We start from the raw sequence: 14,721 nt of genomic DNA on the forward strand, positions 1-14,721 counted from the left end.
CTAAGGCCACAGCCGTTTTTAACTATCTAAATCACACTCCATGCCATTTCCCCTCACGCTAGAGCAAAAGCAAACAGCATTCTGGCTCGCGGTCTGGGCGGCATTTTTCTTCCTGCTGGTGACGCTGGGCCCCATCCTCACGCCCTTCCTCGCTGCCGCCATCTTTGCCTACGCGCTCAATCCCGGCGTCGACGCCCTGCACCGCGTCCGCCTGCACCGCTGGCAGGTGCCGCGCGCCCTGGCCGTGCTGGTAGTAATGCTGCTGTTCTTCTCCGCCATTGCCACGCTGGTGCTGATCGTGGTGCCCGTGCTGCAAAAGGAAATCCCCCTGATGCAGGCGCAGATCCCCGCGTTTCTGGCCAAGATCAACGATATGCTGGGCCCGCGCCTGCAGGAAATGGGCGTGAAAATCCGCCTCGACAGCGTCGGCATCAAGAAGCTGGTGTCGCAGCAGATGGCCACCAGCGGCGATGAAATCTGGACTGCCGTACTCAATTCCGCCCGTACCGGCGGCACCGCCGTGCTGGGCTGGCTGGCCACGCTGGTGCTGATACCCGTCGTGCTGTTCTACCTGCTGCTGGACTGGCACGCCATGCTGGCTCGCATCGCCGCCTGCGTGCCGCGCCGCTGGATAGGCGCCACCGTGGCCATGGCCGAGGAAGTCGACGCCCTGCTGGCCCAGTATCTGCGGGGCCAGCTGCTGGTGATGCTGGTGCTGGCCGTGTACTACTCGGCGGCGCTGGGCATTGCCGGTTTCGAAGTGGCGCTGCCGGTGGGGATCATCACCGGCCTGCTGGTGTTCATCCCCTACCTCGGTTTCGGTCTGGGGCTGGTGCTGGCGCTGATTTCGGCCGTGCTGCAGTTTAACGACCTCAGTGGCATGGTGGCGGTGGCCATCATCTACGGCGCCGGTCAGGTCATCGAAGGCTTCTTCCTCACGCCACGGCTGGTGGGCGAGCGTATCGGCCTCAATCCGCTGGCCGTCATCTTCGCCCTGATGGCCTTCGGCCAGCTGTTCGGCTTCGTCGGCGTGCTGCTGGCATTGCCCGCTTCGGCCATCCTGATGGTGGCGTTTAAACACCTGCGCCGCCACTACCTGCGCAGCAGCTTCTATAATGCGTAACGTGGAACAGAAAAACGTTATGCAAAAGATCACATTCAGGCGGGCGCCATGAAGCAGCTGGTGCTCGATTTAGGCGCGGACCCGGCGCACAGCCTCAGCTCCTTCGAGGTAGGGCAGAACGCCGAAGCCGTGGCGCTGCTGGGGCAGTTTGCCGACCGCAGCGCGCGCGAGCATTTCGCCTACCTGTGGGGTAACGAGGGCGTGGGCAAGAGCCACCTGCTCAAGGCGCTGGCCAGCGCCGGCAGCGAGGCGGACCAGCTGCGCGCCCGCTATATCTCGCCGTTTTCGATCGAATCCGAGTTCGTCTACTCGCCCGAGGTGGACCTGTACCTGCTGGACGATTGCGAAAAGCTCTCGCCGCTGGCACAGATCGACGCGTTTGCCCTGTTTAACGAAATCCGCGCCAATGCCGCCTACATGGTGTGCAGCGGCGCGGTAGCACCTGCCGTGCTGCCGGTGCGCGAAGACCTGCGCACCCGCATGGGCTGGGGTCTGATCTATCAGGTGCACGGCCTGACCGACGACGAAAAAGCCGCCGCCCTCGCCGCCGCTGCCAGCGCCCGCGGCTTGACCCTGTCGCCGGGCGTGATACCCTACTTGCTGTCTCACTTCCAGCGCGACATGCGGTCACTTTCGACCATGCTCGATTCGCTGGACCAGTATTCCCTACAAACCCAACGCCCGATCACCCTGCCCTTGCTGCGCGAGTGGTTGCAGGCGGAAGCTCAAGCATGATGAATCTCGCCCTATTTGACCTCGACCATACCCTGCTGCCTATCGACTCCGACTACGAATGGGGCCAGTTCCTAGTGCGCATAGGCGCGGTTGATGCGGCCGAATTCGCCCGCCGTAACGACGCCTTCTTCGCCCAGTATCAGGCCGGCACGCTCGATCCTGTCGAATATCTGGAGTTCTCGCTCGGCACGCTGGCCAGCTTCCCGCGCGAGCGGCTGGCGGCCATGCAGGAACAGTACATGCAGGAAGTGGTCCTGCCGGCGATCCGCCCGAGCGCACTGGCACTGCTGCAGAAGCACCGCGACGCGGGCGATCTGCTGGCCATCGTCACGGCCACCAACCAGTTTGTCACCCGCCCCATCGCCAAGGCGCTGGGCGTGGAGCACCTGATTGCCGCCGTGCCGGAAACCGATAGCGCCGGTAATCTGACCGGCAAGCTGCTCGGCACGCCAACGCAAGGCGCGGGCAAAGTCACCCACACCAAAGCATGGCTGGCCAACATGGGCAAGCAGCTGGAAGACTTCGGCAAGGTGCACTTCTACAGCGATTCGCATAACGACCTGCCTTTGATGTCCATCGTCAGCCATCCGGTCGCCACCAATCCGAACGCCAAACTCAAACAGCACGCCGCCGAACATGGCTGGCCACATATCGACCTATTCAATGATTAAGAAACTGATCCGCAAAATCCTCGGCACCAAGAGCAAAGCCGAACGCGATACCAGCGCCCCTGTGGTGCTGGGGCCGGACGCTCATGGTATCGATCCGCGTCTGCTGTCCAATAACGCCGTGCGCGTCACCAGCACGCTGCAGGAAGCCGGCTACGAAGCCTTCGTAGTGGGCGGCGCAGTGCGCGACCTGCTGCTGGGCGTGAAGCCGAAAGACTTCGACATCGCCACCAATGCCACACCGGAGCAGGTGCGCAAGCTGTTCCGCCGCGCCTTCATCATCGGCAAGCGCTTCCAGATCGTGCACGTGATGTTCGGTCAGGATCTGCTGGAAGTGACCACCTTCCGTGGCACCAGCTCGGACAATGCGCCGAAAGACGAACATGGCCGCGTGCTGCGCGATAACACCTTCGGCAGCCAGGCCGAAGATGCGGCGCGGCGCGATTTCACCATCAACGCCATGTACTACAACCCGGCCAACCAGCAGGTGCTCGATTACCACGGCGGCATTGCCGACATCCGCGCCAAGACGCTGCGCATCATCGGCCAGCCGGAAAACCGCTACCGCGAAGATCCGGTGCGCATGCTGCGCGTGGTGCGCTTTGCCGCCAAGCTGAAATTCGAGATCGAACCGCATACGGGCGCGCCGATCAAGGTGATGGCGCCGCTGATCAACAACGTTCCTGCCGCGCGCATCTTCGACGAAATGCTCAAGCTGCTGATGAGCGGCCATGCGCTGGCCTGCCTGCAGCAGCTGCGCGCACAGGGCCTGCACCACGGCCTGCTGCCGCTGCTGGACGTGGTACTGGAGCAGCCGCTGGGCGCCAAGTTCGTGACGCTGGCACTGGACTCCACCGATGCCCGCATCCACGCTGGCAAGACTGCTTCGCCGGGCTTCCTGTTTGCCTCGCTGCTGTGGCATCAGGTACTGGAAAAATGGGAAGCCTACCGCGCCTCGGGCGAGCAGACCATCCCCGCCCTGCATCTGGCTGCGGACGATGTGCTGGAATCGCAGACGGAAAAACTGGCCCTGCAGCGCAAGATCGGCTCCGACATGCGCGACATCTGGGCCATGCAGCCGCGCTTCGAGCGCCGCGTCGGCAAGGCGCCATACAAGCTGCTGGAACACCTGCGCTTCCGCGCCGGCTACGACTTCCTGCTGCTGCGCTGCGCCTCGGGCGAAATCGACGCCGAGATCGGCGAGTGGTGGACTGCCTTCTACGAGGGCGACGAGGCCGAACGCGAACAGCTGATCACGGCGGCCAGCCAGCCGGCCGGCAGCGCCGGCGCCAAGCGCAAGCGCGGTCCGCGCCGCGGCGGCCGTAACCGTTCCGGCAAGGGCGGCGAAGGCGCTGACAGCGGCGGCGATGCCGGTGGCCACGGCGAGCACGACTAGGCTACTGCCGCACCATGAGCATACACAATATGGCTGAACAGGGCGGTCTGCCCTTCGCCATTGCCTACATCGGCATCGGCGCCAATCTGGGCGACGCCCGCGCGCAGGTGGAAGATGCCTTGCGCCGCCTGCAAGCCCTGCCCGGCTGCACGCTGATGGCCGCTTCCTCGCTCTACCGCACGGCACCCATCGACGCCGGCGGCGACGATTACGTCAACGCCGTCGCCCGCATCAGCACCACGCTGGGCGCAGCCGAGCTGCTGGCGGCTCTGCACGGCATCGAACAGGCCCATGGCCGCGAGCGCCCCTACCGCAATGCGCCGCGCACGCTGGACCTCGATCTGCTGCTGTACGCCGACGCCCGCATCGCCACGCCCACGCTGACCGTGCCGCACCCGCGCATCACCGAGCGGGCCTTTGTGCTGGTGCCGCTGCTGGAACTGGCACCGGCCATCCACATTCCCGGTCTGGGCGCAGCGCAGGCTTACGCTGGCGCCGTGGCCGATCAGCGCATAGACCTGATCACCTGATCTCTTGACTTTACAGCGCGCGATAGCCGTTAGGACTACACTATCGCGGTCAGCACATCTTTAAAGGAATACCATGTCTGCTTACCTGCAAGGAAACGAAATGGCTGCAAGCCAGAAGCCTGCCGCCAGCGCGACGCCTGCACCGGCCAAAACCGCGGCCGTCAAGGCTGTCACCGTTCCAACGCTGGCCCAACTGCGCGCCAGCGGCGAAAAGATCACCATGCTGACCTGCTATGACGCCAGCTTTGCCGCCCTGATGGATAGCTGCGGCGTGGAAGTGCTGCTGATCGGCGATTCGCTGGGCATGGTCTGCAATGGCCACACGTCTACCCTGCCGGTGACGGTGGAGGAAGTGGCCTACCATACGGCCGCCGTGGCACGCGGCAGCAAGGCCGCACTGGTGCTGGCCGATATGCCGTTCGGCAGCTACGCCACGCCGCAATCGGCGTTCGACAATGCCGTCAAACTGATGCGCGCCGGCGCCCACATGGTCAAACTGGAAGGCGGCGCGTGGCTGGCCGAGACGGTGCGCTTCCTCACCGAGCGCTCGATTCCCGTCTGCGCCCACCTCGGCCTGACGCCGCAATCGGTGCACCAGCTGGGTGGCTATAAGGTGCAGGGCAAAACGCTGGAAAGCGCCGACCTGCTGAAAGCCGACGCGCTGGCGCTGCAGGCAGCTGGCGCCACGCTGCTGGTGCTGGAAGCTATTCCTTCCGCGCTGGGCAAGGAAACTACCGACCTGCTGGCCATTCCTACCATCGGCATCGGCGCCGGTCCGGACTGCTCCGGCCAGGTGCTAGTGATGCACGACCTGCTGGGCGTGTTCCCGGGCCGCAAAGCGCGCTTCGTGAAAAACTTCATGGACGGCCAGACCAGCATCGGCGCGGCCATCAGCGCCTATGTCAGCGCTGTCAAGGACGGCAGCTTCCCTGCGCTGGAACACTGTTTCTAAATCGCGCTAAACCAGTCTAAAACCAGCTAGACGCATCTATTCCGCTCTAGCTGGTCCATCCCTCCCGCCAGCAGCGCAGGCTAGAGCAGCGCCTGCACACAATCTTCGAACGCCGCCAGCAGCCGCTGCACATCATCGCCCGTGGTCGCAGGGCATACCAGCAGCATGTTGTGGAACGGCGTAATCAGCAAACCGCGGTTGAGCAGATACAGGTGGATGATGTGTTCCAGCTCGCTATCGAGGATGGCCTGCGCCTGCGTACCGTTCGCAGGCGCCACAGGACAGAACTGGAACTCCGTGCGCGCGCCCACCTGCGTCACGCACCATGGCAGACCATGGCGAGCTATCACGCCGCGCAATCCATCGGCTAACCGGGCCGCCAGCGCGAACATATGCGCATAGGCCGCCTCTGTCATCACCTGTTCCAGATTGGCGCGCATGGCTGCCATGGCAAACATATTGGCACTGAGCGTGGTGCCCACACCGGAATGCCCGGCGGGCGCGCTGCGCTTGGCCTGTTCCACCCGCGCCGCCAGCGCTGCCGTCATGCCGTACACGGCGCAGGGTATGCCGCCGCCTACCGGCTTGCCCACCACCAGCGCATCGGCTGCTATCCCGTGTGCCCGCGCATAGCCACCGGGGCCGCTGCTGATGGTATGGGTTTCATCGATCACCAGCAGCGTTCCATGGCGGCGGATAATCTGCTGCGCCGCGTCCCAAAAGCCGGGCTGCGGCAGCACCATGCCGATATTGGTCATCACCGGTTCGGCCAGCACGCAGGCCACGTCGCCGTGCGCCAGCGCTGTCTCCAGCGCGGCCAGATCGTTGAACTCCACCACCACCGTGTGTTCGGTCAGCGCATAGACCTGCCCCAGCAGGCTGTCGCGCTGGGTCGCCACGCCATCGACCAGATCGACAAACACGTCGTCCACCGTGCCGTGGTAGCAGCCGTTAAATACCAGTATCTTGCTGCGCCCTGTGGCTGCGCGCAGCCAGCGCAGCACGAAGCGGTTGGCGTCCGATGCCGACAGGGCAAACTGCCAGTACGGCAGGCCGAAGCGGCGCGCCAGTTCCGCCGCCACCGGCGCAGCATCTTCGGAGGGCAACATGGCGGTGTAGCCGCGTGCCGACTGGCGCGCTATCGCTTGCGCTACAGCCGGCGGCGCATGGCCGAACATGGCACCCGTATCGCCAAGGCAGAAATCGATATATTCATGACCGTCTGCATCGCGAAAGCGCGCGCCGCTGGCCTCGGCCACGGTCAGCGCAAACGGCGTGGACCAGTCATTCATCCAGTGCATGGGCACACCGAATAGCATGTGCGCGCCGGCCTGCTGCGCCAGCCCTGCCGAGATAGGATTACGCGCCATATAGCTGGCACGTTCGCTTGCCGCCAGCGCCTGCGCGCGCTGCCAGTTCAGACCTGTGCGGGTAGTGTGCATAGTGCTCCCCTCACACCAGTAGCATCAGGTGTTCGCGTTCCCACGAACTGATCACCCGGCTGTAGGTAGCAAACTCCAGCTCCTTCACTTCGCAGAAGGCCTGCACGAACAGCTCGCCCAGTATCTCGCTGAGCGGCTTGCACTCGCGCAGCCGCATGATGGCGTCTTCCAGATTGCGCGGCAGCTGGTCGTGCACATGCTCGGCGCTGCCATAGGTAGGGTCGGATGGCTGCAAGCCTTCCAGCATGCCCAGATAGCCGCAGGCCAGCGTGGCCGCCATAGCCAGATACGGGTTCACATCCACGCCGGGTACGCGATTCTCCACACGGCGGTTGCGCGGATTGGAGTTCGGCACACGGATGCCGCAGGTACGGTTGTCATAACCCCAGTGCACATTGGTCGGCGCCGACATGAAGCGCGACAGGCGGCGGTAGGAATTCACATGCGGCGCCAGCAGCAGCGTGGCCGCCGAAGTGTAGCGCTCCAGCCCCGCGATATAGTTGAAGAACAGGGCACTGGCTTCGCCCGTTTCGGTGCTGAAGATGTTGTTGCCATCCTTATCCAGCACGCTCTGGTGGATGTGCATGGCGCTGCCCGGTTCAGTCTCCATGGGCTTGGCCATGAAGGTGGCGAAGATACCGTGCCGCAGCGCCGTTTCGCGCACGGCGCGCTTGAACAGGAATACGCGGTCGGCCAGCTCCAGCGCTTCGCCGTGAGTGAAGTTGATTTCCATCTGACCCGCACCGGCTTCGTGGATCAGCGTTTCCACCCCCAGATCATGCTGCTTGCAGAAGGTGGACAGTTCGAGGAAGAACGGGTCGAAATCATTCACCGCATCGATAGAATACGACTGGCGGCCAGACTCCGGCTTGCCGCTACGCCCCAGCGGTGGCGCCAGCGGTTCATGGGGATTGCTGCTGCGCGCGACCAGATAGAACTCCATCTCCGGCGCTACCACCGGCTGCCAGCCGCGTGCCGCGTACAGGGCCAGCACACGGCGCAGCACGGCGCGCGGCGACAGGCCCACCGGCGAACCATCGAAGTTCTGGCAATCATGGATCACCAGCGCCACGTTTTCCGCTGCCCACGGCACCTGCCGCAGCGTGGCCAGATCGGGCTTGCAGATCATATCGGGATCGGTCGCGCCCACATAAGGCAGGTTATTCGGCTGTTCGCCGTTCACCGTGTTGAGCAACACGCTCTTGGGCAAACGCATTTCGCCTTCGCTCAGGAACAGGTCCTTGGGGAGTATTTTTCCGCGTGCGATGCCGGTCATGTCGGCTATCACACACTCGACTTCGTGAATATTACGTTCACGCAGAAAATCCATCATGACCTGATCCATTTTACGTCTCCAGTAGTTACATCAAATCTTTCATCCTGTGATACAGCATGCCCAGCACGAGGGCCGGTGTGCGCAGCGCAGCGCCGCCGGGGAAGTGGTGGTGGCGCAGACGCGCCAGCAAATCGAAGCGGCTGGCCTGCCCTGCAATCGCCTGTGCGGCCAGCTGGCCGGCCATGCCGGTCAGCGCCAGGCCATGACCGGAGAAGCCCTGCAGATAATAGATATTCGTACCGAGCCGGCCAAAATCCGGGCCGCGATTCATGGTGATGTCGACAAAACCGCCCCACGCATGCGGCACCGCCAGATCGGATAGCTGGGGGAACACGGCCAGCATGCGCTGGCGCATGGAGCCGGCCAGATTCAGCGGCGTCGCACCGCTGTAGCTGACACGCCCGCCAAACAGCATGCGATGGTCGGCAGTAGGGCGGAAATAGTCGAGTACAAAATTGGTATCGCATACGGCAGCGCGATGCCGGATCAGCGCCGCCGCCCGTTCCGGCGCCATCTGCTCAGTGGCGATGATGTAGGTCCCCACCGGCATGATGCGCGGCGCCAGTTCCGGCGCCACGGCTTTGCCGTATTCGTTCAGGTACACATTGCCCGCCATGACCACGAAGTCACAGGTCACGCTACCCTGCTCCGCATGCACCACGGGCCGGCTGGCACGGTTCACCGTATGCACGGGCGTATTTTCGAATATCTGCACACCGGCAGCCCGCGCTGCCGCCGCCAGCCCCAGCGTATATTTGAGCGGATGCAGATGACCGGACTGGGGGTCATACACGCCCGAGTGAAAGCGTTCGCTGGCTATCCAGTTGCCCACATCGGCGGGCGCAATCGGCTGCACGGCATAGCCGTAGCGCTGCATCAGCTGCTCGCTGTAGCCGGCCAGCTCGCGCGCCTTGCGCGCATTCACGGCCAGACTCAGATAACCGGGCACGAAATCGCAATCGATCTGGTGGTCGGCTATCCGCTGGCGTACCAGCGCCAGTGCATCCACCGTGACCTGCCACGCTTCGCGCGCTGCAGCTGCATCGAGCTGCGATTCGATGGCGTCATCGCTGGCATAACCGGCGATCAGCTGGCCGCCATTACGGCCCGAGGCGCCCCAGCCTACCGTCTTCGCTTCCAGCAGCGCCACAGTAAAGCCGCGCTGGCGCAGTTCCAGCGCCGCAGAAAGCCCGGCCAGGCCCGCCCCCACCACACACACATCGGCGCGAATCGCACCGTTCAGCGATGCCTTGGGCGTGGGTCGGGAGACGCTAGCCTCGTAATAGGAGTTCTGCGTCAGGTGCACTTCTCTTTTGAGCAGCATGTCAGTATCGATCCAGATATCGGGCGGTTTCCCACGCGCTCACGTGCTGGCAGTATTCCAGCCACTCCGCATTCTTCAGCGCGGTAAATTCCCTGACCAGACTGCTGCCCAGCGCATCGGCCAGTACCGTGTCTGCCCTGAGCGCAGCGATGGCTGCACCCAGATTCTGCGGCAGCATCTGCAGCCCCAGTTCGGCGCGCTGCGCGGCCGACATGTCATACACATCCTCATTTACCGGAGCACTGGCCGGCAGATGATTCTCGATCCCATCGAGCCCCGCCGCAATCACTCCCGCCAGCGCCAGATAGGGATTAGCCGAGCTATCGGGCAAGCGCCATTCGATACGCTGGTACACCACCCGTGCCACCACCGTGCGGTTGTTTTCGCCATAGCCGATGAAGGCAGGCGCCCAGCTGGTGCCGGACAGCGACTCGCCGCACATCAGGCGCTTGTAAGAGTTCACCGTCGGCGCACATAGCGCCGTCAATGCCGGTGCATGGCGCAGCAGGCCCGCCATGAAATGATAGGCCAGCGGCGATAGCCCCAGACCATGTTCGCCCTGCTCGGCCTCGCCCGCACCGAGTGCGAACAATGGCTTGCCGCTGGCATCGGCTAGCGACAGGTGGAAATGCAGGCCGCTACCGGGGCGGTCGGCAAATGGTTTGGGCATCATGGAAAACAGCATGCCCTGTTCTTCCGCCAGGTGGTGCGCCGCCATCTTGAACAGCATGAAGTTATCGGCCGCCCTGAGCGCGTCGGCATAACGGTAATTCACTTCGAACTGGCCGGTGGCATCTTCGTGGTCGATCTGGAATACGCCCAGCCCGCACTGATCTAGGCCGCTGCTCAGCTGATCGAGGAAGGCGCGCTTGCGCATCAGGCTCTTGCTGTCATACGAAGGCTTTTCCAGCGTATCGCGCAACTCCGCATCGTAACCGTTGGCGCCCTGCTCCAGCAGGAAAAACTCGGGCTCCAGACCGGCGTTCAGCGTCCAGCCATATTGCGCCAGCCGCGCTACCTGCTTGCGCAGCACCTGCCGCGGGCAGGCATCGAAAGCCTCGCCCGCCACATAGCCATCGAGTGCCACCCGCGCATAGCCGGGCATCCATGGCATGGGCTGCAGCGTGGCCAGATCGGCACGGCCATAGTATTCGGAACGGGGGCCGTTGCGCGGCAAGCCAGTGCCCCAGATCGACGGCCCCGAGAAGCCCGCGCCGGGCGCCACGATATCGGGCAGATAAGCCAGCGGTATCAGCTTGCCTTTGGCCGCGCCATGGATATCGGTGAACTGGGCGAAGACATACTTGATGCCTTGCGCTGCCAGTTCGCGCTGCTGCTCGGTGACAGAACGGGTGCTCAACGGGGTACGATTCATGGGAACTCTCAGCCGATCTGGATCCAGGTGGTTTTCAGTTCGGTATATTTATCGAAGGCGTGCAAGGACTTGTCGCGCCCATTGCCCGACTGTTTGTAGCCGCCGAACGGCACGGTGATATCGTCCCCGTCGTACTGGTTGACATGCACCGTACCGGCACGCAGCGCGCGCGCCGTCTGGATGGCCTTGGAAATGTCCGCCGTCCACACGGCCGCCTGCAGGCCGTAGGGCGTAGCGTTGGCCTGTAGGATCGCTTCCTGCAGATCGGTAAAGCTCAGCACCGACAGCACGGGGCCGAAGATTTCTTCGCGGGCGATTTTCATATCGCTACTGACGCCATCGAACAGGGTAGGCTCGACGAAGTAGCCGCCGCTGGCCGTACGCGCCTGCTGGCCACCGGACAGCAGGCGGGCGCCATCCGCCTTGCCTGCTTCGATATAGCCGAGCACTGTCTTGAGCTGGGTAGCATCGACGATAGCGCCCATCACGGTGCTTTCGTCGAGCGGATCGCCGGGCTGGAAGTTAGGCATCATGGCCAGCGCCTTGTCGATGAACTGGTCCTTGATGGAGGCTTCCACAAACAGGCGCGAAGGGGCATTGCAGCTCTCGCCCTGATTGAAATAGATGGAACCGATGGCGCCTGCCACGGCAGCGTCGAGATCGGGACAATCGGCGCAGACGATGTTGGCCGACTTGCCGCCTAGCTCGGTCCACGCCCGTTTCAGGTTGGACTGGCCAGCCATCTGCATGATCTGTTTGCCCACCTTGGTCGAGCCGGTAAAGCCTATGCAATCCACATCCATATGCAGCGCCAGCGCCGCACCAGCCTCATGGCCATAGCCGGGCAGCACATTGAATACGCCAGCCGGTATACCCGCTTCCAGCGCGATATCGGCCAGACGCAGCGCCGTCAGCGGCGACTTTTCCGACGGCTTGAGTACCACGCTGTTACCGGCCGCCAGCGCAGGCGCTATCTTCCACGCCGCCATGATCATCGGATAATTCCACGGCACGATGGCCGCCACCACACCCACCGGCTCGCGCGTAATCAGCGCCAGACTGTTATCGGCCGTCGGCGCGATTTCGTCATACACCTTGTCGATCGCTTCGCCATACCAGCGCAGGCAGTTGGCGGTAGCGCCCACGTCCACGCTCTGGCTATACTTGATAGGTTTGCCCATATCCAGCGTTTCCAGCAGCGCCAGCTCGGCACCGTGCTGCTGCACCAGATCGGCAAATTTGATCAGCACGCGCTTGCGCTGCGCAGGCGACTTGCCCGCCCAGCGCCGGTCCTCGAACGCTGCGCGCGCTGCGGCGACAGCGACATCCACATCGGCAGCATCGCAGCGCGCCACCATACCGAGCTTGCGCCCGTCTATCGGAGACAGATTTTCAAACTGCTGCCCGCCCACAGCCCATACCCGCTGACCGCCGATGACGGCGCGGCCATCGATTTCCAGTTGTGCTGCACGCTCATGCCATGATGTTGCTGTCATCTTCGCCTCCACTTCTCTCTATTTTAGAAACTGACCACCGTCGAAACACCCAGCACGTGGTTGTCTTTGCGGTAGCTTTCATCAAACGTCTTGAATACATTGCCGGACGAACGGTCGTAACGGTATTCGCCCTTCAGATTCACGCCGGGCATCAGCGCATAGTTCACACCCAGCGACAGCGCATAACGGCGCGTGCCCTGGGTAGGATCGGCCACTACCCAGTTGGTCCCGTCAAACATCATACTGGAACCGAAACCGTTTCGGCCGTCCGGGCAGTTGGCATCGGCGCCGCTAATGTCCTTGCAGGTGCCGCCGAAGGTGGAACCGAATACGCCACCGCCGTTGCCGCGATTGTTGATGTAGTCGAAACGGGCGATGGTTTCGAAGCGCGGCGTGATCTTGTACGACGCCAGACCGGACAGGCCGAACCAGTGCGTGCCGTTGCCGCTGTAGGCATTCGACTCGGTGGCTTTCTGGCGTCCGTACGACAGCTGGCCCTGAACATTCCAGTCGCCACGTGTGAAGTAGCCATCCACTTCCATCAGATCGAGGCGGCCGAACTGGTCATGGTCGTCAAAGCCGGCATGAATGCCGGAGAAGCCGAAGCCATTGAACTCGCCTTTGGCATAATCGACGCGGTAGAACAGGCCCGGCGTCTCGCGCTTGCCCGTCTCGATGCGCGAGCGGTTCAGATTACCCACCAGTACCTTGGTATCCCACTGGCCACTGACGAACTCCATACCGGCACCCGTGTAGAAGTTAGCCGCCGAGAAGTCGAACAGCAGGTTGTGGGTAATCAGCTTGTTCTGATTCGACGGAATCAGTTCATAGCCGGTCCAGTCAGCCCACTGGCCAGCGATCAATCGGGTGTTCAGATCACCGAGCGGCACCACCAGCGTGGCTTCATGCACCAGATTGCCGAAGTTATAGCCGGCGCCAGCGCTCTTACTCGGCATCATGGTCAGTTTGACCTTGGTGCCGCCTTCCAGTTCCTTCTCGAAGTTCAGCATGCCGCTACCGAAGAAGGTATTGTCGTAGCCGAAGGTCTCGGTCGAGCCGTTCACCGCGCTGTTATTGTTCAGGAATACGAAGCTGGAAGTCTTCGCATTGCGGTTATGCATATAGGTCGGATCGATATAGCCGGATACCTTCAGGCCTTTGAAGCCGTTGGCTTCGTTGGCATCTTCCATCGCCTCGGTCTTGATACGGATACGATTGAACTCGGCAGGGTCGACGCCGCTATCGGCTACCTGCGCCACCTTGGTGCTCACTTCCGCAGCCTGAGTGCTGGCCTGTGCCGCCTGGGTACTGGCTTGCACTGCCTGCGTGCTGGCCTGCTGCGCCTGGGCGCTGGTCTTTTCGATCAGGGCTTCCAGCCGCTTGACCTGGTTTTTCAGCGCTTCGAGTTCAGCCTTCAATTCCTTGTTGGTCTGTGCACCAGCAATGGCTGGGTAGGCAACGGCCAGAGCCAGTACGACTTTCTTCAGTATGTGCATAGCTACTCCTTATGATTGTTGTTAGCGTTACTCGTTATCTGCTTTGAAGGCGGCAGAAATCTGTTTCTGCCGCAGGCGCTCGGCACGCGCCATATACAAACTCGAAGCAACCACACCGATGGAAACGACCAGTATCGTCAGCGCCGCCACCGCGTTCACGCGCGGATCAAGACCCAGACGGGCACGCGAGAAAATCACGATAGGCATGGTGGAGGAACCGGGGCCGGACAGGAAGGCCGACAGCACCACATCATCGAGCGACAGGGTAAACGTCAGCAGCCACGCCGAACCCAGCGCCTGCGTGATGTTAGGCAGGGTGACGAGGAAGAACACCTGATGCGGCTTGCAGCCCAGGTCCATGGCCGCTTCTTCCAGCGATTTGCTCATTTCCTGCAAACGCGACTGCACTACCACCGACGCATACGCCATACCGAGCAGCGTATGGCCCAGCCAGATGGTGGTCAGGCCGCGCTCGGGGAAGCCGAATACCTTCTGCACCGACACCAGCATCAGCAGCAGCGACAGACCGATAATCACTTCCGGCATCACCAGCGGCGCGCTCACCATGCCCGAGAACAGCGTGCGGCCATAGAAGCGCTGATAGCGGTTCAGCACGAACGCGGCGAACGTGCCCAGCACCACGGAGGCGCAGGCCGTCAACACGGCGATGCGGATCGACAGCCAGAAGCCGCCGATGATCTCCGTGTCGTTCAGCAGTTCCGTGTACCAGCGCGTCGAAAAACCGCTCCAGATCATGTCCTGGCGCGAGCTGTTAAACGAGAACACCACCAGCACCACGATAGGCAGATACAGGAACAGATAGCCCATGGACAGCCAGCCGCGCCCGA

Annotated in this window: 13 protein-coding genes; 6 read left to right on the forward strand and 7 right to left on the reverse strand. The window is 62.7% G+C overall.

Annotated features, from left to right (window positions below):
* The first annotated feature begins 40 nt into the window (after positions 1–40).
* The 6 genes from GTP27_RS21860 to panB all read left to right on the forward strand — a co-directional run bounded on the left by GTP27_RS21860 (position 41) and on the right by panB (position 5,404).
* Positions 41–1,123, forward strand: a complete 1,083-nt coding sequence (locus GTP27_RS21860; RefSeq protein ID WP_161041215.1) for an AI-2E family transporter — start codon at positions 41–43, stop codon at positions 1,121–1,123.
* 48 nt (positions 1,124–1,171) lie between these two features.
* Positions 1,172–1,858 (forward strand): DnaA regulatory inactivator Hda, encoded by a 687-nt coding sequence (hda, locus tag GTP27_RS21865; RefSeq protein WP_161041216.1) that lies wholly within the window; start codon positions 1,172–1,174, stop codon positions 1,856–1,858.
* Entirely contained in the window at positions 1,858–2,529 is a 672-nt protein-coding gene (locus GTP27_RS21870) for a histidinol-phosphatase (RefSeq protein ID WP_161041227.1), read from the forward strand. Before hda ends, GTP27_RS21870 begins: the two co-directional genes overlap by 1 nt.
* Positions 2,522–3,922 carry a polynucleotide adenylyltransferase PcnB gene (gene pcnB / locus GTP27_RS21875; protein ID WP_161041217.1) on the forward strand — a complete coding sequence of 467 codons (1,401 nt, stop codon included), beginning with the start codon at positions 2,522–2,524 and terminating at the stop codon, positions 3,920–3,922. The genes GTP27_RS21870 and pcnB overlap by 8 nt, the downstream gene beginning before the upstream one ends.
* A gap of 14 nt (positions 3,923–3,936) precedes the next feature.
* Positions 3,937–4,452, forward strand: coding sequence for a 2-amino-4-hydroxy-6-hydroxymethyldihydropteridine diphosphokinase (gene folK / locus GTP27_RS21880; RefSeq protein ID WP_161041218.1), 516 nt, complete (start codon positions 3,937–3,939; stop codon positions 4,450–4,452).
* Between the two features lie 100 nt (positions 4,453–4,552).
* Entirely contained in the window at positions 4,553–5,404 is an 852-nt protein-coding gene (panB, locus tag GTP27_RS21885) for a 3-methyl-2-oxobutanoate hydroxymethyltransferase (RefSeq protein WP_161041219.1), read from the forward strand.
* An 80-nt stretch (positions 5,405–5,484) separates the two neighbouring features.
* Here panB and GTP27_RS21890 read toward each other — a convergent pair whose 3' ends face one another.
* The 7 genes from GTP27_RS21890 to GTP27_RS21920 form a co-directional block, all read right to left on the reverse strand.
* Positions 5,485–6,846, reverse strand: a complete 1,362-nt coding sequence (locus GTP27_RS21890; RefSeq protein WP_161041220.1) for an aspartate aminotransferase family protein — start codon at positions 6,844–6,846, stop codon at positions 5,485–5,487.
* Between the two features lie 10 nt (positions 6,847–6,856).
* Positions 6,857–8,191: a glutamine synthetase family protein gene (locus GTP27_RS21895; protein ID WP_161041221.1), complete on the reverse strand. Its 1,335-nt coding sequence runs from the start codon at positions 8,189–8,191 to the stop codon at positions 6,857–6,859.
* 16 nt (positions 8,192–8,207) lie between these two features.
* Complete coding sequence (locus tag GTP27_RS21900; RefSeq protein ID WP_161041222.1) at positions 8,208–9,506, reverse strand: NAD(P)/FAD-dependent oxidoreductase; 1,299 nt, start codon at positions 9,504–9,506, stop codon at positions 8,208–8,210.
* Between the two features lies 1 nt (position 9,507).
* Entirely contained in the window at positions 9,508–10,881 is a 1,374-nt protein-coding gene (glnT, locus tag GTP27_RS21905) for a type III glutamate--ammonia ligase (RefSeq protein WP_161041223.1), read from the reverse strand.
* Between the two features lie 8 nt (positions 10,882–10,889).
* A complete protein-coding gene (locus GTP27_RS21910) occupies positions 10,890–12,377 on the reverse strand; it encodes an aldehyde dehydrogenase (protein WP_161041224.1) in 1,488 nt (495 codons plus the stop codon).
* Between the two features lie 23 nt (positions 12,378–12,400).
* On the reverse strand, positions 12,401–13,873 hold the full coding sequence (locus GTP27_RS21915) for a DUF3138 family protein (protein WP_161041225.1): 1,473 nt from the start codon (positions 13,871–13,873) through the stop codon (positions 12,401–12,403).
* Between the two features lie 27 nt (positions 13,874–13,900).
* Positions 13,901–14,721 (reverse strand): ABC transporter permease (locus GTP27_RS21920; RefSeq protein WP_161041226.1); only part of this gene is annotated, 821 nt, incomplete at its 5' end.

It is taken from the genome of Duganella qianjiadongensis, assembly GCF_009857915.1.
GTDB lineage: Bacteria > Pseudomonadota > Gammaproteobacteria > Burkholderiales > Burkholderiaceae_D > Rugamonas > Rugamonas qianjiadongensis.

Excerpts from the sequence above, each read along its gene's own strand:
- GTP27_RS21860 (WP_161041215.1), top strand. The coding sequence starts at position 41 with ATGCCATTTCCCCTCACGCTAGAGCAAAAGCAAACAGCATTCTGGCTC.
- hda (WP_161041216.1), top strand. The coding sequence starts at position 1,172 with ATGAAGCAGCTGGTGCTCGATTTAGGCGCGGACCCGGCGCACAGCCTC.
- GTP27_RS21870 (WP_161041227.1), top strand. The coding sequence starts at position 1,858 with ATGAATCTCGCCCTATTTGACCTCGACCATACCCTGCTGCCTATCGAC.
- pcnB (WP_161041217.1), top strand. The coding sequence starts at position 2,522 with ATGATTAAGAAACTGATCCGCAAAATCCTCGGCACCAAGAGCAAAGCC.
- folK (WP_161041218.1), top strand. The coding sequence starts at position 3,937 with ATGAGCATACACAATATGGCTGAACAGGGCGGTCTGCCCTTCGCCATT.
- panB (WP_161041219.1), top strand. The coding sequence starts at position 4,553 with ATGGCTGCAAGCCAGAAGCCTGCCGCCAGCGCGACGCCTGCACCGGCC.
- GTP27_RS21890 (WP_161041220.1), bottom strand. The coding sequence starts at position 6,846 with ATGCACACTACCCGCACAGGTCTGAACTGGCAGCGCGCGCAGGCGCTG.
- GTP27_RS21895 (WP_161041221.1), bottom strand. The coding sequence starts at position 8,191 with ATGGATCAGGTCATGATGGATTTTCTGCGTGAACGTAATATTCACGAA.
- GTP27_RS21900 (WP_161041222.1), bottom strand. The coding sequence starts at position 9,506 with ATGCTGCTCAAAAGAGAAGTGCACCTGACGCAGAACTCCTATTACGAG.
- glnT (WP_161041223.1), bottom strand. The coding sequence starts at position 10,881 with ATGAATCGTACCCCGTTGAGCACCCGTTCTGTCACCGAGCAGCAGCGC.
- GTP27_RS21910 (WP_161041224.1), bottom strand. The coding sequence starts at position 12,377 with ATGACAGCAACATCATGGCATGAGCGTGCAGCACAACTGGAAATCGAT.
- GTP27_RS21915 (WP_161041225.1), bottom strand. The coding sequence starts at position 13,873 with ATGCACATACTGAAGAAAGTCGTACTGGCTCTGGCCGTTGCCTACCCA.